We start from the raw sequence: 20,106 nt of genomic DNA on the forward strand, positions 1-20,106 counted from the left end.
TTCAATGAATCAAAATTTCCCCGAAGGAAACGCGTTCTTTTTCACGGCTTACTTTATAGCCAATGGAGATCACCTGCAACTTGCGCAATTTTCAGACCCGCGCGCGCGAGAACCACAGGCGACGATTCCTCGCGGGCATGAATTGTCTGTCCGGGATATTGAAGGTCACATTACGCGCGGGTTTGTAAGGGTGGATGCGGCAAGCGGGAGGTCGTTGCCTGAATCGTTGACTCAGTTCAATATGCTCCACTATATTCGTCAGTTCGAGTGCGAGTCTGCGGCGTTCATTCCCGTGATGCAAGGCGCGGATATGCGCGGTTTGGTGATGATCGGCGCGCGAGCGGGCCAGACTATTAGCGATGAATTGATCGACTCGTTTCAGCGGACGATCCAGTTGACGACCAAGGTCGTCGCAAACTCCACAGCCCCGTCCCAGCCCGTGGAGCGCGAACGGCGCTCCCTGGAAAGCCGCGCTTTGAGCATTCTTGCCTCCAACGCGGCAACAGTCAGCGACTTGAAAACCCTGTATTCATCCATTCACGATCAATTCATCAGCGTGATTGGCGATCATGGATTTGTGATCGCGCTCTACGACAAATCGACCAATTCGATCAACATTCCGTATCTCTATGAAGAGGGACAATTCTCATCCCTCGACACGTTCCCGCTCGGCGAGGGGCTGACCTCCATTCTCCTCCGCACGCGCGAACCTCTGTTGATCGTTTCGGATACCGAAAAACGGATCGTCGCCATGGGAGCGAAAATAACCGGCAAACTTCCGCGCTCATGGATGGGCGTGCCTCTGTTAGCGCGCGGAGAAGCCATCGGCGCGCTTATCGTGCAGGATTTGGAAAACGAATACGGTTTTGACGATGACGACTTGCGATTTGCCGTCGCGGTTGCCAGCCAGGTCTCTGGCGCCGTCTACAATGCTCGTCTGTTGGACGAAAGCCAGCAAGTCGTTTTGCAATTCGAAACTGCCGCTGAAATCGCGCGCGATATCAGCAGTTCGCTGGACCTGGACGAGTTATTACAAAAAGCGGTGGATTTAATTCGGTTACGCTTCAATTTTTATCACGCTTCTGTTTTCCTCAAGGATATGCCCGGTGAATTTGTGGTGGTGCGCGGCTCCACCGGCGACGCGGGCGCGCAACTGAAACGGGTAAACCACAAACTTGGCGTTGGCTCAAAGTCCATCGTCGGTTTTGTGGCAGGCAAAGGCGAAGTTCTCGTTGTGAACGACACCACGCGAGACGCCACCTATTATCCGAATCCGGTCTTGCCGGATACCCGCGCGGAAGCGGCGATCCCTTTGAAAGTGGCGGATCGCATCCTCGGCGTGCTCGATGTGCAAAGCGAACGCGCATATGCTTTTTCCAGCGATAATCTTCGCATCCTGCAAATCCTAGCCGATCAATTAGCCATCGCAGTGATCAACACCGAGTTGTTCTCGGAAACCCAGGAACACCTCGCGCAACACCGCCTGCTCCACCACATCACCACCACAGCGGCATCGGGAACCACGCTGGACGAAGCGCTTTCCTCCGCAGTCAACGGACTGCAAGTGACATTGGGCGGCGATCGCGTGACCATTCTTTTGCTCAACAAAGAAAAGAATACGCTGGAGGTAAAGGCCGCGGTGGGGTATGCGGATGAGATCTTCAAACAATCCATCGCGCTCGGAAGCGGCGTCACCGGTTGGTCAGCCTTGCATCGCAAGCCCCTGCGCGTTTCGAATGTAAGACAGGACTCGCGCTACATCGAAGGCAGTCCGAACACGCAATCTGAACTGGCGATCCCTCTGCTCTACCGAGGCGAATTATTGGGCGTATTGAATGTGGAAAGCGAGCAAATCGGCGCGTACACAGAGAACGATGAGGAACTGCTGGGAACCCTAGGCGGAAGCCTTGCGGCGATCATTGCCAACGCGCGCCTTCTCGAGCAAATCCGTTCGCAGGCAGAGCGCGAGAGAATCATCTTTGAAATTTCCGACAAAATTCGGCGCACCACAGATATGCAAGCCATCCTCGCGACAACCGCCAGCGAACTTACCCGCGCTGTTGGCGCCACCCGCGCGCGCATCAAACTCGCGGTCAGCGCCGATGACAAGAAGGACCAGGAAAGCCAGCCCGCATGAGCGCTTATCTTTCTTTCGAACGCCTCTTTGCCCGGCTGGGCGGCTGGCATCTGGCGCTCATCATCGCACTCGCGCAAGTGATCGCCTTTTTGGGCGCGATACCCGGAATCGTTTCGGTCCGGGTCAACACCGCCAGCGCTGGAATACAACTCGGCTTTCTGCCCATTCTCGCTCCCGCGCTGATCGTGGTCACTTTTTTGACCTTGCTACTCGTGGGCATGAGGCTGACCACCACCGCCAGAAAAAGACTGGATGAAATATCCGGCAAAGCCTCCCCCATTGCGCCGCCTAAGGACGAGCTAACCGCCTGGCGCGAGTTGACCAGCCTAACGGTTCGTTACGGATTCGCATCCATTGCGATCGCTTTTGTTCTTAATGTAATCCCGACAACCGCTTTAATCGCAATCACAGAAAACTCAACGCCAACCAACACGCCCACGCCAGGCAACGCGCTCTACACCCTGATGGGCGGAACCGCGGCCGTGTTGGGATACGCCATACTTGCCACTTTTCTCCTGGGACGCTTCACCCTGCCATTTCGGCTGTTACTAACCCCCGAAGATTTCGAAAGTCAGATGAAAGGCCGGGCGGGCGTATTGGCGCTGTCCAAATTCCTTGTCCTGATGTTCGCAATCATCATCATCAGCATTCTCATTCTCGCCCCCATCGGCTACCAACAAGTGTCGCGGGTCTTGTTCACAGACGATGTCCCGATGACAATTTTTCAGGATCTTCAGATACACATCGTTGCTTTGAGTATTCTGGTGCTCGCCTTGGGAATCGCAATCGCTTATCTTGCCTCACGGTCGATCTCAGACCCGGTAACCGATCTTCTCAAGACATTCGACCGCATCGAACAAGGAGATCTATCGGCAAGAGCGCCGATCAGCGCCACCGACGAACTGGGAATCGTGATCATCCATTTTAATCGCATGGTGGCGCGGCTCGAATCTCTGCAAAGCTACCTCGAACAACAGGTGACTGAACGGACCAAGCAACTATCAGCCACCAATGAGATCGGGCGGGTCGCCGCCTCGAGTTTGGATCCCGCAGTAATGCTCTCAAGCATTGTCAACTTGTTTACCGAAAAATTCGGATATTATTTTGTAGGCGTATATCTGCTTGATTCCAGTGAGAAGTGGGCTGAGCTCAAAGAAGCCAGCGGAGAGGCGGGGAAGTTACTCTTGAAAAGCCGGCATAAGACGGACGTTTCAGGAAGCAACCTCGTTGGGCTCGCCATTCGCGACCGCGCCCCCAAGTCATACCCGCACACCACAGGCGAAAAGTACCGCGCCAACCTGCCTGTACTGCCATATACCCGTTCTGAACTTGCGCTTCCTCTCCTTGCCAGCGACCGGGTCATTGGCGCTCTCAACCTGCATTCCGTCCGCGAAACCGATTTTAGTCCAGAGGTGGTCAGCACCTTGCAAAACATGGCAAATCAAGTTGCCATTGCCCTCGAGAACGCCCGCTTGTTTCAGGACGCGCAACAAAATATTCGGGAACTCCGCGCGATCCAGAAACAATACCTGTTCACCGGTTGGAGCGGAATCGCCAGCCAGCCAGAGGAGTTGGAATACGGCGTCGGCGACGAATCGGATGAAAAAGCCCGACAGCTGGAAATCCCCATCAGCCTGCGCGACCAAATCCTGGGGCAGATCCGGCTCGAAAGTCCGGAGGAATGGACGTCGGAAGAGGAGTCTTTGGTCAGCGCTGTGGCAACACAGGCGGCAGTGGCGCTTGAAAACGCGCGGTTGGTAAGCGAATCGCGACAGATCGCCTTGCGCGAACGCATGTTATCCGAGATTAACTCGAAGATTTGGGCATCCACAACGGTGGAAGGCGTTATGCAGACCGTTGTAAAAGAACTGGGCAGACGATACGACGCATCCCGAGCCACGATCGAATTGACGCTGGATGAGGCAGAATAGCCCATGGATACACGACGCTACCCCACGCTTTTTTCACGGCTTGCCCTTGCGCTCACCCTCCTGGCGGCGCTCTCAACCGCAGTGGTCACGTATTTCCTCTACGTCAATTACAAGACGGAGCAACGGGAAAACCTGCGCAAACGTCTCGAAGACATTGCCACACTGGCCGGTTTTCAACAGAACGGGGATATTTTTGAACAGGTTGCCAGCCAGGGCGATGAGTTCTTTCAACAAATTCATGCGGCAAACTTGAGGATCAAGCAATCAGATCCCGATCTGGAGTTCGTTTATACCATGAGGAAATCCGGAGACACCATCTCTTTTGTTGTCGACGCGGGCGCGCCCGGCGAACCGGATATTTCGGCATATGGCGATATTTACCTGGAACCGAGCGAAACTCTCATGGCTAGTTTTGACAGCATGTCCGGCACTGTCGTTGAGCAGGAAATTTACACGGACGAATTCGGGTCATTCTTATCCGCCTATACGCCAATCTACGCCTCCGACAAAAGAGTGGTCGGCGTGCTCGGCGTGGATATATCCGCAACGACGATCGTTCAGAACGAAGTGATATTTCGCAATAAATTAATAGTCATCAACATCATCGCCTACATCGCTATTATTTTTACAGGATTCCTGATCGCAAACTACCTCGCCAAACCGATCATCGAGTTAAAGGACGCCGCCAACCGCGTCAGCAAGGGCGATTTCTCCAACAAAATTTACAACATTCCTCACACCCGCGAGTTGGCTGAACTTGCAACGAATTTCAACACGATGACCGAGAACTTAAACAGGTCGATCACCGATCTTGAACGCCTGGTAGCGGAGCGGACCGAGGCGATCGCCCGCAGGACCGACCAACTACGCGCCGCCTCCTATATCGCGCGACAAGCCGCAGAATTGCAGGACCTGCCGCGCTTGTTGAACACCTTTGTTCAACTGGTCTCCGATCAATTCGGTTACTATCATACGGGTATTTACTTAGTTAACAACTCTGGGGATGAACTCACACTTCGCTCCGCCTCTTCCGAAGGCGGGAAGCGCATGATGAAGCAGGAACACACTGTCAAAGCCAGCATGCAAAGCGTTGTAAATTACGTGACTCAAACAAAAAAACCAAAGATCCTCGCCGATATCGGCGAGGAGGCAACTGTTTTCAATAATCCCGATCTGCCTTTAACGCGCTCAGAGATCGCAGCGCCTCTCCTCATCCGAGGTCGCCTGTTGGGTGTTTTAGATATTCAGTCCGACAAGCCGTCCGCATTTTCAACGCAGGACATGGATGTCTTCGAGACACTTGCCGATCAACTGGCAGTCGCCATAGACAATGCGCGCCTGTTGGAAGAATCACAGGCGTCGTTGACGCAATTGGAGGCGATCACAGCGTCACGAACACACGACGCATGGGATCAAAAATTAAAGGGAAAGCCTAAGGTCGTCACCTATACTCCGCTTGGCATGCGCGCTGAAAAACCCGCCGATGCAGACGCAAGAGAAGGCGTTCAAATTCCGGTCACTTTGCGGGGACAAAAGATCGGCAGGATCACGCTTGCCAAAAAAGACACCGCGCCATTGAATCAACAGGATCGTGAAATGATCGACGAGGTCGCCACGCAAGCCGGGCTGGCGATCGAAAACATTCGCCTGCTGGAAGATGCCACTGCGCGAGCGAAACAGGAGCAACTTGTTGGCGGTCTTGCCTTCCGGTTTAGCCAGGCGCTCGACGTCGATTCTCTTCTTCAAACCGCCACCCGCGAACTCGGACAAATCCCCGGAGTAGAAGAAGCCGCCGTTGTGCTGGTGCAACAACCTGAACAGGATGCGCAACAGCGTCCAGCGGCGACCAGGCGTCCCGCGCGAAAGAACGTGTCATGATCCTCGCGCGCAAACTACTCGCCCCGACGTTAATCCTGCTGGTGATCTTGCTCGCCGGTCTATTCGGGTATTTTTACACGAGTCTCCATAACGCGTCGCACGCATCTGAAGAGGCAAGTATGGAGTCGTTTAGCGACTCGTTCAAAGCCGATCTTGCCAATCAGGAACGATTAGCTCTCTCCCTGGCTTTGCAGTCTGCGAACTCCGTCGACGTGCGGGAAGCCATGGCAAAGCGCGACGCGCAAATGCTGGCAAGTATTTCCGACGCGGCGTATACAGAACTAGCCGCTCGGTCTCACATCGTTACATACCAATTTCATCTACCAGACGGCGCGCTGTTGTATTCCGCAAGCAGTGATGCGAACGTGTCTCCATTCATCGCCAGCCCGGCTGTGATGGCGGTCAATTCAGACCACCAGCCTGTATCAGGTTTGGCGATCAGCGGAAATACTCTCGGTATCGTGGGGGTCGCGCCGGTGTTTCATCGAGGTAATTACATAGGCTGTATTGAAATTGCAGTCGGGCTGGACGCGTCTTTGCTATCGCAGATGAAAGAAAAGTATGGCGGTGACTGGAGAATTTTATTGGTCCAAGGGCTGGCTTCGAGCACAGTCAATGCGCCGTTAGTGGAAGACTCGAGTTTTGTGGTTTTTGCCTCCACGCAGGGAAACGAAATTACCTCAACCTCTGAAAACTACCTGCGCGTACAAGAAGGCGAAACCACGATCATTCACCCCACGGTGGATGGAAATTCATACGCGGTTTTGTCATCGCCTTTGTATGATTTCTCAGGCAACTTGCTGGGCGCGCTCGATATCGTATACAACCATACGCACCTAACCAATCAGCAGAATAGCCGCATCGCCATAGCCGGGTTGGTCACTCTGGGCGTTCTTCTCATCGGCGCGTTTATTTTGGTCGCCTCGACCCGCCGAACGCTCTCCCCCATTCAGGCGTTGACGCGCGTCGCCGCGGAAATCACCGAAGGACATTCCGCTTCATTTGTGAACGTGGAGTCGGAAGGCGACGAGATTGGAGTGCTCATCCGCGCATTCAATCGGATGACGACGCAATTACGCGGATCTATTTCCAACCTTGAGCAACGGATCGCCGAACGGACCCTCGAACTGGAACAACAAGCCACGCGGTTACGCGCCGCCACCGAGATTTCTCAATTTTCCGCCGCAGAGCGCGACTTAAATAAAACCCTCGAACGGGCTGGGCATCTGCTCATGAGCCGGCTTGAGTGTTCGTTTGTAGGGATCTATTTATTGGAAAAAGACGGCGCGCATGCCATTCTTGCGTCATCGCCGACCAAAGCCGGTAAAAGTCGCATTCAACAAAAGTTTAGGCTGCCCGTCAACTATGAAACCGTGGTGGGCTTTGTGGCAAAGACCGGCGAAGCGCGGATTGCCCCAGACGTGCGTTTTAGCGCCACCCAGTTCTCAGATACCTTCCTGCCCGAATCTCGCTCCGAAATTATTCTGGCGCTGAAATCTGAAAACAAAACCATCGGCGTTCTCGATATCCATAGTGAAAAAGAAGACGCGTTCCGCCAGGCAGACCTGTCTATTATGCAGATCATTGCCGATCAACTCTCGTCTGCCATCGAGCGCTCCAGGCTGTCGCAGGAATCCAGTCGGTATCTATCAGACTTGGAACAAGCCTACGGCAGAAATACCCGCGAGGGATGGAGGAAGTTCATCGCCGCCCGCCAACTTCAAAATCGCGGGTACCGGTTCGATAACATCCGCATCGAGCCGTTTGAAGAAATTTCCGGGGTCGGGCGCAAAGCGATCGAACAAGGGATTACCGTTTCCGCTCCCGGCGCCTCTACGAACCAGGAGATCGCGATACCGATCAAATTCCGCGGACAAACCATCGGCATAGTTCAGGCAAAGCTCAGGGAAGGAAGTGGCGAAACGATTGTCACAACGCTCGAGCAAGCCATTGACCGCCTGGCATCTTCCCTCGAAAGCGCCCGTTTATACGAGGAGGCTCAGATCAGGGCAAATCGCGAGCAGGCGATATCCCAGATCGCAAGCCTGATCGGCTCATCGAGCGACTACGAGTCGATCTTACGGACCACCGCGCGCGAGATCGGCAACGTCTTAACCGACACCGACGTGATCATTCAACTCGCAAGCACGACCGGGGATGACGGAACAGCCTAGCGCCCGTCTCCCACCGAACAATTATTTATGGACAACCCTTCCAAACACCGTTCTCGATCAAACACACTGCGATACGTCATCGTAGGCGCTGGGCTTGGCTTCCTGCTCCCGGTCATTGCCACGGGTATTCGCCTTGCCAACCTCGATCTGCCCTTTTCGTTCGATTCCATTCGGTCCCTGCATTCCACAGAGCCGCTCTTATGGATCATCGATAGCGCGCCGGTGATTTTAGGCGTCTTTGCCGCGATTGTCGGCCTCCGCCACGATCGCTTGATCGCTCTTAATCAAGAGGTAAGCCAAAAAAACATGGAACTCGAACGTTCGCACTCCGCCCTCGAGCAACAAGCGCATGAGCGCGCGTTGGCGCTTGAAAAACAATCGGCAAAATTCCAATTTGTCGCCAATGCAACTCGGCGGATCACATTAGCGCAGGATGTCGACTCCCTGCTCAATGAAGTCATCGGGTTGATCGGCGAGCAGTTTGCCAACTATCGCTCCGCGATCTACCTGCTCGACAGCGAACTCAATTCGGATACCCTCACCCTGGCAATGACAGACAGTCCCCAACCAAACGAACGAATTCTTGTGGACACGAATAGCCTCGTTGGAACCACCGCTCTGCTGGGCGAAACGCGCGTCATCTCGGACGTTACAACGGATAACGCGCGCCTCGAAGAGATCGGCCGCCCGGCCACCGGCTCGGAGATCGCCATCCCGTTGCAAGTCCGGGAAAAAATCATTGGCGTTCTACATATTCAGAGTCTTCATAAATATGCCTTTGGCGAGGAGGAAGTCGAACTCCTCACCGCGCTTGCGAACCAGATCGCCGCCGGAATCAATAACACCAAACTATACAACGAAGCGAAGACCTCACTCGCCGAATCGCAGGCAATGATCGAGCAATATGTTCATCTGGAATGGAAAAACTTCAACCAGGCAATCGAGCAAACCGGCTTCCTATTCGACGGAAGGCAGGTTACGCCGCTGAACGGACAGATGAGGTTTGCTCGCGAAAAGCCGATCATTCAAACCGGCGGTCTCTCGTTGGACAAGAAATCTGCTAACGTGACCGTTCCCATCAAACTTCGCGGGCTGACGATTGGATTACTGGAAGTGCGACCGAAAAAAGGCAAACGGGAATGGACGGAAGACGAGTTGTCACTGCTCGAAGCCGCGGCTGACCGCGCCGCCTTCGCCCTTGAAAACGCGCGCCTTGTGAACGGCGCGCAACGCCGCGCATCGCGCGAGCGGGCAATCGGCGAGATCGCCACCAGGATCGGAGCCGTCAGCGACCGCAACACAATCCTCCAGACTGCCGTGGAGGAACTTGGCAGAAGGATCGGCAACGCCGAGGTCACCATTGAACTGGAAAGCAACCCGGAAGCGGCTGACGGGTAAAGGGCGCAGGTATGCGGCAAACTGTTATCAATTACTTAACCCCCATCCAATATCCCGGCGACGATGACCGATCGCGCCAGGCGTTTTATATTCATATCATCGCGCTTGTTTTCATGAGCGCGATCGCCATCATCGAAATTTCGTTAAAAGTCATCTCTCCGCGTTTTGAGATCAACTCCTTCGACTGGGCATTGATCGGCATAAGTTTATTGATCCTTGGAATTTGGATCCTGTCGCGCTACGGCTATACAAGAACGGCGGGCGTACTGCTGATCTCCCTGCTCTGGGCTACGGCAAATGGCTCTGCGGCTTTCGGGGTTGGAATCCGCGACGACTCATTTCTAGGAAACTTTATCGTCCTTCTTGCGGCGGGCTTGATCATAGGTTGGCGGGGCGCATTGGCGTTCTCTGCCCTCACTATTGTTGCCGGGTTTGGTCTTGCCTATGCGGAAGTAAATCAATTCTTCCAACCGGCCGAATACTTTACAAGCCCCTATACAAAGCTGATAACCGTTGGGGTGATCATCGTCATTTTCGCCGGCTTGATGGCGTTTATTCTTTCAAGCCTTGAAGGCGCCATTACCCGCGCGCAAGCCAGCGCAAGAAACCTTGAATCTGTGAACCGCGATCTCAGGCTGGCGCGCGCGCGCCTGGAGGAAAACCAGGCAGAATTGCTCGTGGCAAACGAACAACTCAAGCGGCGCGCGGAACGCATCGGCGGGATCGCCGCCATTGCAAAAACCATTACGGTCGTTCAAGAAATCGAACGCCTGCTCCCGGTTGTTGTGGAAGCGGTGAGCGACAGGTTCAAGTTTGAACATGTTGGCGTGTACCTGCTCGAAGACTCGGGACAATCGGCGGCGCTGAGCGCGTCCAGCAGTGACGAGGGGAGACAAAGCCAACTGGAAGGAACCAGGGTGAAGGTCGGGTCTGAATCGCTCATCGGGTTTGTCACCGATCGAGGCGAGCCGCGAGTCGGGCATCCTGCCGAAAAAAATCCCCATGGGTTTGAACATCCGGAAGCCAGATCGTTGCTCGCATTACCGTTGAAGACACGCGAACTTGTGATTGGCGCTCTCGATATCCAATCTGCCCAGGAAGCCGCGTTCACCCAGGAAGATGTTGCCACGTTGCAGATTTTGGCGGATCAAATCGCCATTGCCATTCAGAATGCGCGCTCGTCAGAACGCGCGCGTGGCGCGCTACAACAAGCGGAGATCGCTTCACGGCAGTTGATCGGCAAAGGCTGGAAGGAAATCGCCGGGTCGGCGGAGACAAAAGGCTATCGCTACGATGGCATTAAGTTGGAAGCGCTTCAAGAAAATACAAAGCCCGCGCAAGCGGAGAATGGCGTCACGGTTCCGGTCCGTTTGCGCGGCCAGGTCATTGGCAGGTTAAGGATCAACCCGGCCGACCAGACGCGCCAGATTACCGATGACGAGAATGCCATGGCAGAAGCGACGGCGGAACGGGTTGCGCTTGCCTTGGAAAGTTCCCGGTTGCTTGAAGAAGCGCAAAGCCGCGCCCAGCGTGAAGCGTTCCTGGGCGAGCTGTCGTCCAAATTAAGCGCTTCGTATCAATTGGATTCGATCGTCCGGGATACGGTGGAAGAACTTGGGAAATCACTACGAACAACCACTGTGACCTTCCAACTGGTGAATCCATCCTCTCACCCGGGAGTCAACGCAGCCAGCGATGAAACGATTCCGGAGAACGGCTCGAAGCCGAAGTAGAAAATGAGCGCAGGTATGGAAACGACACCGAACAAGATATTCGCCCGGGCTTGGGCATTCCTCACCAAACCACATCCGTCGATCAGCGAGATCGGGGAACAACGACGCGCGCAATTGCTCGCCTCCCTCACATTGATCCTGCTATTTGGACTGACCCTCGGACTTTTATCCAGCCCAACAACACCGCAAACCTTTTTAGGCTTTCTCGCTATTGCTCTTGCCGCCCACCTGCTTAGCCGCACGCCATATCACCGCGTCGGAATCTACTTCTTCACATTTGCTTTCACGGCAGTCGCCTACCTTACGATCTACTTCAAGACGGCGAGCAGTATCGATTCCGCGATCAATATTATTTTGCCGTTTGCTTTGATCCTCGCCAGCGCGCTCCTCTCGCAATGGGAATTTATCATTCTGGCTGTCTGCGCTCTTGCCGCCACCCTGTCTTTACCTGGCTATGCCGACCCACAATATTTAGCCGACCCCAAGCTGAGCATCGTCAGATCAGCCGGGGTCACATTTTCGATGGCGGCAGTACTGTTTGGAATTTCGGCGTTTCGCGCCAGTATTGAACGGGAACGCTTAAAACAGGTCGGCGACACCAACCGCGAACTTGAAAAACTTACCAACGACCTGGAACAACGCGTGAACGACCGAACCATGGAACTGAATCAAGCCAACAGGTTAACCTCTCGCCGAGCCTCTCAACTCGAGACCATCGCGGAGTTATCACAAGCCATTTCTCAAGTGCAGGACCCGAATAAAATCTTCTCCACCGCATCGCAACTTATCAGCGAACGGTTCGGCTTTTATCATGTGGGCATATTTTTGGTGGATCGGGACCGCGAATTTGCCATTTTACAAGCCGCGAACAGCGCCGGCGGACAGAAGATGCTTGCCCGAAGACACCGCCTGATGCTCGGAACCGGCGTGGTTGGTTTCGCCGCCCAAACTGGAAAACCCCGCATCGCGCTGGACGTGGGAGCGGATGCCGTTTTCTTCAACAATCCCGACCTCCCAGACACTCGCTCTGAAATTGCTCTTCCGATGGTCGTTTCCAAGCTGACCATTGGCGTGTTAGACGTGCAAAGCATCGAAGCCGGCGCCTTCAGCGAAGAAGATTTCCGGGCATTGGGCACTCTCGCCAACCAACTCGCGATTGCGATCGAAAACGCCCGCTTGCTGACCGAAGCGCGCGCCTCCGCCACGCAGGTGCAGGAAGTATTCAACAATTTTATCCGCACCGAATGGTCTCGCGCCGCGCAAAAAGCCGAACAAGCGGGTTTCCGCTACAACGCGGGGCGCATCGAGTTGCTCGAATCGCCCCTGGAAAATTCCGATATCGCTTCGGCGGTCGATTCCGGCGCCTTGATTTCACGAGTTGCCAACGGGGCTGAATCGACACATGCCACAGCCACAGTCCCCGTCAAACTACGCGGCGAAATCATCGGCGTGCTCCATGTTGAGGCCGGCGATCCCAGCCGAACTTGGAAAGACGATGAACTCAGCTTGATGGAAGCCGTAGCCGAGCGCGCCGCATTTGCCATGGAAAACGCGCGCCTCTTCCAGGATGCGCGTCGAAGGGCGGCAAAAGAACGCATGATCGCCGAAGCCACCTCCAGCATCAGCGGCTCGCTCAATGTCGAAAACATCCTGCAAGCAACCGCGGTGGAATTGGAACGCGTGCTCAGCGGCTCGGAAATTTTGATCAAGTTCAGCGACAGGAACACGTCATGAATCCGGAATTAACCGTCCGCATCATTGCTTTTACGGCGATCGCCATCGTCACGCTTTTTCTGGTTGGCATAACTCGAAGGTTCAGGTACTTAAGCGTCAGAGGCAAGATCACGCTGGGCATCTTGATCACATGCTTTTTAGCGCTGGGGCTTGGAGCGTATACGGCTGTTACGAACAGAACGAGGATAAGCAACACCTTGTCGTCCAGGCTTGAGACCAGCGTCAGCCTGCTAGCCGAGGAGCAATTAGTGAACGAACTCGCCTTTCAAACGAACAACATCAACCACTCGTTTGAAGATCTTGCCAACGAGACTTCCAAACTTGCAGAGTACTGGAGCAATCTTGAAAGACAAAAAGGCGACCTTGGGCTTGGGCAATACTGGGATGCGAGCGGCAGTCTTTTCCAACTCCCGGAGGGTCACTACGGCAACCCTGCCGGCGACCCTTCTTCCGTATACATACCGGCAAAATACCAATTATCCGAAGACATTTTCGTCAGCCTCAATGTTTCCGCCTATCTTGATTTTTACGCTCCTGAGGTGATCAAAGCCAACCCGTCCATGCTCGCGATTTACGGAATTGACGAACGCGGCATTACGCGCTACTACCCCAATATCGAACTGGCAACTCTTCTACCTCCGGATTTTGACGCGACCAGGCGTCCTTATTATGAAATCTCATCGCCGCTTTTCAACCCGGAACGAAAGGCGCGATGGTCCATCCCGTATGTAGACGCGACAGGAGGCGGGCTGGTAGTTACGGTTTCCGCGCCTGTGTATTTCGACGAAACCTTCAGCGGGGTTGTCGCCGCAGACGTGAAACTTGCCACGATCACGGAGCAAATTGGAGCCGCGCGCATTGGGCAAACCGGGTTTGCTTTCATGTTGGACGACGCGGGCCGTATTATCTCCATGCCACAGAGCGGCTATGATCTATTCGGGATCAAGCCCGATGAAATCGCGCCAGAGGAATATTTCAAATTTTCGGTCCTGGGTCGAGGACCGTTAGAAATCAGGGAGTTTACAAACCGCATGGTATCGGGCGGGAGCGGGTTATCGAAAATCCCCGTCAACGATATCGATATGTATCTGGCATATGCGCCCATTGAGATTAACGGGTACAGTATCGGGATCATCGTCCCTGCGGAAGAATTCGAAGGGGCAATCGTTACAGCGAGGAACGAAACAGCCCGCCAAACTCGCGCCGCCGCGCTGGAAACCTACATTACGCTCGTCATTATTATTGCCACAGCCTTGGTGATCAGCCTGGCGATCGGCAGGGTCATTACCGCGCCAATCCACACGCTCACCAACACGGCAAACCAAATCATCGACGGCGATTTGAACGCCCAAGCCGACGCATCCGCAAATGATGAGATCGGGACATTAAGTAAAGCCTTTAACTCAATGACGAGCCGCCTCCGCGAAACGCTCGCAGATCTCGAACACCGCGTGGCAGACCGCACGTCGGAATTGACCGATGCGAATAAACGGAATGAGGTCCGCGCGAGGCAATTCGAATCGATTGCCCGCGTCGCGCGCACCATCGGCTCCACGCAAGAATTGGAAGGAATGCTGCCAAAAATCGCAGAAACAATCAGCCGCCAATTTGGGTTTTATCATGTCGGTATCTTCCTGCTTGACTCTCAGAAAAACTACGCCATTCTTAGCGCCTCCAATAGCGCAGGCGGCAAAAAAATGCTCGCCAACCAGCACAGACTCAAGGTGGGCGAGACCGGTATTGTTGGCAATGTCGCCAGCACAGGAAAGCCTCGTGTTGCTCTCGATACAGGGCAAGACGCTGTGTATTTTAATAACCCATTTCTACCGGACACCCACAGTGAAATCGCCCTCCCCCTGCTGGCGGGTAGCGAAGTTATCGGCGCGTTGGATGTGCAAAGCAAGGATAAAAACGCGTTCAGCGACGAAGATGTGGACGCCTTGTCGATCCTTGCGGACCAGGTCAGTGTCGCGATTCAGAACGCGCGCCAGCATGAGGAAACGCGGAAAGCGCTCGCCGAATCTGAGGCGCTCTCGCGTCAACTCGCCGGCTCGCAATGGCAGGAATTCACCCAGCGCCGAAAGATTGTTGGCATCCGCCATTCGGGCGCGCGCGCAACACTTTTATACGACCACAAAGGGAAGGAAGAGTCCGCGCGCGAGTCGAGCGAATCTGAGGCGCAACCCAAGAAACGGACCGGTTTGATCTCCTTGCCGATCACCATGCGCGGCGAACCGATCGGCACCGTAGAGGTGCGCGCCCCAAGCAACCAGCGCTGGGACAAGGACGAATTGGACATCGTCTCCGCGATCATTGAACGCACCGCGCTGGCATTGGAAAACGCGCGCTTTTTTGAGGACAGCCAGAAACGCGCCGCCAAAGAACGCGCCATCGGCGAAATTGCCGCCAAGATCAGCGCGCAAAACAACGTGGAAGAATTATTTAGAACAGCCGCCGTGGAATTGCGCCAAGCCATTCCGGGAGCGGAAGTGTCCATCCAGATCGACGAGGATGGTAAATCGGATTAATTCCGAAGCCGACCATGGATTCATGACAGAATGAAAAGAATCGCCGCCGCAATCACCCGCTGGTTTTTGAGCCTCACGTATCCGCGTAAATTCAACGTGATCACCGTGATCTTTCTGCTTCCGATCATTGCGTTCATTCCCCTGATCCGGAACCAAACGGAACGTATCGATCGCTACGGGACCCACGAATTATTCGGAACGCTCTACCTCCGCTCGCTGTGGAATCTCACAGATGCCATACAGCATCATCAGGCTGTCAGTTTGAGTTACCTGAACGGCGATGCAGATTTCTCCGAAGTCCGGGCGGCGCAGGGGTTGGTTGACGCCGAATTCGAAAACTATAAATTCGTCCAAAGCCAGGAAATTCTCTCTGCCGAATTCCGCGCTGAAGAGGAATCGATCGCATCACTTTGGACGGCATTGAAAGGTTCCATTCGGGACAGCGCCCCAGAGGAAGCCCTTAATGCGCACAGCAAAATCCTCGATGAGATCAGCCTGCTGGTATCGCGCGTAGGCGATTATTCATACCTCATCCTCGACCCAGACCTGGATACCTACTACACCATGGACGCGGTGCTGTTGAATCTGCCGCAAAATCAGGCTTTGCTGACCGAGTCGCGCGCAATCATCAACTCGTATAGCGGCGAAGGAACGCTCACGAGCGACGATGAGATTCGCCTGCGAATCCTTGCCGAAACACTGGCGACCAGGCTCTCAAGCATGGACAGGAATATAACCGTTGCCGTTCAGAATACGACAACGCCAGCAATCACCTCCCTCGGCTCCGCGTTCGTCGAGTATCGCACAGCCAATGCCGCCGTGATCGACACCCTCAACAGGCTTAGTTCCAACCCCCAACTCTCAGACAATGCCGTTAGGGAGTCCAACGAAATATTCGATACGGCTCGAAGCGCAAGCCTATCCTTCTACAATGCCAGTTCAGAAGGTTTACAAAAGGGAGTCGCGGCCCGTATCAACTCGCTCGTCCTCCAATTTTATGTCATTGCCCTCGTGGCGCTTGTCAGCGTTGCGAGCGCGTTCCTACTCGGGCAAAATATCATGAACTCCATTAGTAAACCGCTCTTCCAACTGGCGGAAACTTCCCAGAAGATCGCCGTGGGAGACCTAACTGCTCGCGTGCCCGTGGAATCATCCGATGAGGTCGGCAAAGTTGCAAGCGCGTTCAATCAAATGGCGGACGAGTTGGAAGCGGAGAAAGCCGCCATTATTTCCCGTTCGCGCGAATTGGAAGCCGCAAACCAGACAAGCACTCAAAGGGCGCAGGATTTGCAATCGATTGGCGAAATTTCAAAAGTAATCACAAGCGAGCACAAACTCGATACCCTTCTGCCGTTGATCACAAATCTGGTGAGTGAAAAATTCAAGTTTTATCACGTCGGCATCTTCCTGCTCGACGACCGCAATGAAAACGTCGTCCTGGAAGCGACAAACAGCGAAGGCGGGAAAAAGATGCTGAGCCGCGCCCACCGCTTACAAGTGGGATCGGGAATCGTTGGATACGTTGCCGCCACAAGCCTGCCACGCATCGCCCTAGACGTTGGATCTGATTCGGTTTTCTTCAACAACCCCGACCTGCCCCAGACGCGCTCAGAAATGGCTGTTCCGCTTCGGGTCTCGGAGGTCACAATCGGCGCGCTGGATGTGCAAAGTACCGAACCTAACGCGTTCAACGATGACGATATCTCCACCCTTGCCACACTTGCCGACCAGGTAGCCATTGCGATCCAAAACTCGCGGAATTTCGAAACCGCTCAACGGCTGATCGAACACGCGCAACAGACCTCCGGGCTTGTCATGAAAGAATCCTGGCAAGCGATCAAATCACAAAGCCAATTGTTGTCCTACCGCGCGTCATCGCCCGGCATTTCCCGCAAGGATGCGCAAGTGGCTCCCGAGGTTCTGGAAAAAATCAAAGCAGATCGAAAGCCGGTGGTGCTGGAAGGCAACAATTTCCAACTCGCCGTTCCTATTCAACTATCCAACAATGTGGTTGGGGTTTTGAACATCCGCTTACCTGAAAACCACACCCCAGACCAGGATGAGATCGATATCGCTCGCGCGGTAGGCGACCGCCTCTCCCTGGCGCTTGAATCCACAACCTTGCTTGAAGCGGCGCAACGACGCGCAGAATACGAACGCATGACTTCAGACATTTCAACCAAGATCGGCGCGTCCACACGCTTTGAATCAATCTTGCGCACCGCCGCAGAGGAACTCAGCCAGGCGCTCGGCGGATCGGATGTGCTTGTGCAGATCCAACCGTCAGCCGCGGGAACAACTTCTGAACGCGGCGACCACGGCGGCGCTCGTTCGCCCAACGCGGAGGACCGGAGAAGCCATGAACAATAGAGCCGCAACACCACGGTCCGCGCGCAGTTTGACCACGATCCTGGCGCTTAGCTTCTTGGGCTTAAGCGCCCTGGTCCTATTCCTATCCACCGCCACACAACTCGCGCTCACCGTACAGACCCAGCAAAGAGAATTGGAGGAAAGGCAGTTGCTCCTCGCAGAGAATGCGGGTTCGAGCGTGAGCGATTTTATCGAGAAAAAGTTCAGCGCGATGACAGCCGCCATCAGCCTTTCAGAACCCCTGGAGGCATCTCCATCAGAACAAGCCTCCTTCCTGGACAGACTCCTCAACCTGGAGCCGGCCTTCAGGCAACTTGCCCTGATCGACCAGCAAGGACAGCAACTCGAATCCACATCGCGCGTGTCCATCACACTCTCCCCTGCGTTTGAAGAACAAATCACACAAGGGTTGGCAACTCTCTCTCAAGGCTCAGACCGATACTTAAGCGAAGTCTATGTGGACGAAGATACCATTGAGCCGCTGATCGCGCTGGCAATGCCGATTAGAACCACATCCGGAAGCAATGCGGGATTTCTGGTCGCCGAGGTCAACTTGAAATTCATCTGGGATCTTGTCGGCTCATTACGAGTAGGCGACACAGGCTACGCCTATGTTGTGGATAGCCACGGAGATTTGATCGCCTACAGAGACACCAGCACGGTCTTGCAAGGTCTCAACGTCAGCAATGTTGGGAACTTGGGCGAGTTCGTAAAAGACCCCTCAGCAACTTCAAGCCAAACCGTTGGCGTTCAACAATACGTTGGGCTGAGTGGTCAAACTGTTGTTGGCACATTTGTCCCACTCCAGCCGCTTCAATGGGCTGTTGTGATCGAGCTACCCTGGCGCGAGGCATATCAGAATGTTTTTGCCCTCGGAATACGCACTCTAGCCTTATTTCTGGTCATCGCCGTCCTGGCTGGCTTGTTCGGGTATTACAGCGCGCGACGCGCCTCTGCCCCGCTCGTCGATCTATCTCATGTGGCTACCGAAATCGCAGGCGGCAATCTCCATGCGCAAGCCAAAAGCACCGGCGCCATAGAACTCGACCATCTTGCCGCATCCTTCAACGACATGACCGCCCAACTGCGCGACTCGATCGCAAACCTCGAGCAACGCGTGACAGACCGCACCACCGCGCTTGAAGCATCGCGCCTTGAAAGTGAACAACGGGCAAAAGACCTGCTTGCGATCAGCGAAGTATCCCGCATCATCAACGTCGAGAAAAATCCCGACATTCTCCTCCCCCTGATCACCCGCCTGGTCAGCGAAAAATTCAACTTTTATCACGTCGGCATCTTCCTGCTCGACGATACAAAGCGATCAGCCATCCTCCAAGCCACAAACAGCGAAGGCGGTCAGCGCATGCTACTGCGCGGACACGCATTGGCGATTGGGCAGGGCATTGTAGGAACCGTTGCCCTGGAAGGGAAACCCCGCATCGCCCTCGACGTGGGAGATGAATCGGTTTTCTTCAACAACCCCGACCTCCCATCCACCCGTTCCGAGATGGCTCTGCCAATGAAGATCCGCGAACAGGTGATCGGCGTGTTGGATGTGCAAAGCCAGCGGCGGGGTGAATTCACAGAGGACGACCTCAATATCCTCGGCATTCTCGCCAGCCAGGTCTCGGTTGCCATTGAAAATGCCAGGCTGTTTGCAAAAACAGAACAAGCCCTGTCTGAAGTCCAAAGCCTTTATAACCAATACCTCCAAAAGGAGTGGAAGAATTTGCGCACGCGCGCCGGAGATGTTGGGTACCGACAATCACCCACCGGCGGCGCGCCCCTCAAGACCCCGCTGGACTTCCCCGAACTCCAAACGCCAGAAGGGGCCGGCAGGCTCCACGTCCGGCAGGCAAATAGCCCGGAGGAAGAATCGTCCGTCCTCGCGCCGATCAACTTACGCGGGCAAGTCATCGGCGCAATGAGCATCAAATCTCCCGCCAAAGATCGCGCCTGGTCTCAAGACGAGATCAACCTCATCCAGGCGGTCACCGACCGTTTGGCAGTGGCGCTCGAAAATGCCCGCCTGTTCGAGGAAACAACCCGACGCGCAGAGCGGGAACGGTTAGTCTCTGAAATCACCGGCAAAATTCGCAGTGTGAACGACCCGCAAACCATGATCCAAATGGCGGCGGACGAACTGCGCAGTATCCTTGGAGCAAACCGCGTACAGGTGATCTCCGAATCGTCGAATGAAAATGAACAATAAGACCCCGAGGT

The 20,106-nt window shown here is 54.7% G+C and carries 10 protein-coding genes; all 10 read left to right on the forward strand.

Going from position 1 to position 20,106, the window contains the following annotated elements:
* The first annotated feature begins 4 nt into the window (after positions 1 to 4).
* From AC16KF_RS09980 to AC16KF_RS10025, 10 genes are read left to right on the forward strand one after another with little or no spacing between them, the layout of a single operon-like run.
* A complete protein-coding gene (locus tag AC16KF_RS09980) occupies positions 5 to 2,137 on the forward strand; it encodes a GAF domain-containing protein (protein WP_484037163.1) in 2,133 nt (710 codons plus the stop codon).
* The gene (locus tag AC16KF_RS09985) at positions 2,134 to 4,068 is read left to right on the forward strand and encodes a GAF domain-containing protein (RefSeq protein WP_484037164.1); all 1,935 of its coding nucleotides are present in this window, start codon (positions 2,134 to 2,136) and stop codon (positions 4,066 to 4,068) included. Before AC16KF_RS09980 ends, AC16KF_RS09985 begins: the two co-directional genes overlap by 4 nt.
* 3 nt (positions 4,069 to 4,071) lie before the next feature.
* Positions 4,072 to 5,946, forward strand: coding sequence for a GAF domain-containing protein (locus tag AC16KF_RS09990; RefSeq protein WP_484037165.1), 1,875 nt, complete (start codon positions 4,072 to 4,074; stop codon positions 5,944 to 5,946).
* Complete coding sequence (locus AC16KF_RS09995) at positions 5,943 to 8,120, forward strand: cache domain-containing protein (protein WP_484037166.1); 2,178 nt, start codon at positions 5,943 to 5,945, stop codon at positions 8,118 to 8,120. Before AC16KF_RS09990 ends, AC16KF_RS09995 begins: the two co-directional genes overlap by 4 nt.
* Positions 8,121 to 8,147: 27 nt before the next feature.
* Positions 8,148 to 9,518, forward strand: coding sequence for a GAF domain-containing protein (locus AC16KF_RS10000; protein ID WP_484037167.1), 1,371 nt, complete (start codon positions 8,148 to 8,150; stop codon positions 9,516 to 9,518).
* 11 nt (positions 9,519 to 9,529) lie between these two features.
* Positions 9,530 to 11,251 carry a GAF domain-containing protein gene (locus tag AC16KF_RS10005; protein ID WP_484037168.1) on the forward strand — a complete coding sequence of 574 codons (1,722 nt, stop codon included), beginning with the start codon at positions 9,530 to 9,532 and terminating at the stop codon, positions 11,249 to 11,251.
* A gap of 15 nt (positions 11,252 to 11,266) precedes the next feature.
* On the forward strand, positions 11,267 to 12,985 hold the full coding sequence (locus AC16KF_RS10010; protein ID WP_484037169.1) for a GAF domain-containing protein: 1,719 nt from the start codon (positions 11,267 to 11,269) through the stop codon (positions 12,983 to 12,985).
* Positions 12,982 to 15,513 carry a GAF domain-containing protein gene (locus AC16KF_RS10015; protein WP_484037170.1) on the forward strand — a complete coding sequence of 844 codons (2,532 nt, stop codon included), beginning with the start codon at positions 12,982 to 12,984 and terminating at the stop codon, positions 15,511 to 15,513. Before AC16KF_RS10010 ends, AC16KF_RS10015 begins: the two co-directional genes overlap by 4 nt.
* Positions 15,514 to 15,543: 30 nt before the next feature.
* Positions 15,544 to 17,883, forward strand: a complete 2,340-nt coding sequence (locus tag AC16KF_RS10020) for a GAF domain-containing protein (protein WP_484037171.1) — start codon at positions 15,544 to 15,546, stop codon at positions 17,881 to 17,883.
* The gene (locus tag AC16KF_RS10025; RefSeq protein WP_484037172.1) at positions 17,873 to 20,095 is read left to right on the forward strand and encodes a GAF domain-containing protein; all 2,223 of its coding nucleotides are present in this window, start codon (positions 17,873 to 17,875) and stop codon (positions 20,093 to 20,095) included. Before AC16KF_RS10020 ends, AC16KF_RS10025 begins: the two co-directional genes overlap by 11 nt.
* Positions 20,096 to 20,106 lie beyond the last annotated feature (11 nt).

The sequence above is a fragment of the Candidatus Defluviilinea gracilis genome, from assembly GCF_057138825.1.

Coding starts and splice junctions, on each gene's coding strand:
- AC16KF_RS09990 (WP_484037165.1), top strand. CDS start 4,072: ATGGATACACGACGCTACCCCACGCTTTTTTCACGGCTTGCCCTTGCG.
- AC16KF_RS09995 (WP_484037166.1), top strand. CDS start 5,943: ATGATCCTCGCGCGCAAACTACTCGCCCCGACGTTAATCCTGCTGGTG.
- AC16KF_RS10025 (WP_484037172.1), top strand. CDS start 17,873: ATGAACAATAGAGCCGCAACACCACGGTCCGCGCGCAGTTTGACCACG.
- AC16KF_RS09980 (WP_484037163.1), top strand. CDS start 5: ATGAATCAAAATTTCCCCGAAGGAAACGCGTTCTTTTTCACGGCTTAC.
- AC16KF_RS10000 (WP_484037167.1), top strand. CDS start 8,148: ATGGACAACCCTTCCAAACACCGTTCTCGATCAAACACACTGCGATAC.
- AC16KF_RS09985 (WP_484037164.1), top strand. CDS start 2,134: ATGAGCGCTTATCTTTCTTTCGAACGCCTCTTTGCCCGGCTGGGCGGC.
- AC16KF_RS10020 (WP_484037171.1), top strand. CDS start 15,544: ATGAAAAGAATCGCCGCCGCAATCACCCGCTGGTTTTTGAGCCTCACG.
- AC16KF_RS10005 (WP_484037168.1), top strand. CDS start 9,530: ATGCGGCAAACTGTTATCAATTACTTAACCCCCATCCAATATCCCGGC.
- AC16KF_RS10015 (WP_484037170.1), top strand. CDS start 12,982: ATGAATCCGGAATTAACCGTCCGCATCATTGCTTTTACGGCGATCGCC.
- AC16KF_RS10010 (WP_484037169.1), top strand. CDS start 11,267: ATGGAAACGACACCGAACAAGATATTCGCCCGGGCTTGGGCATTCCTC.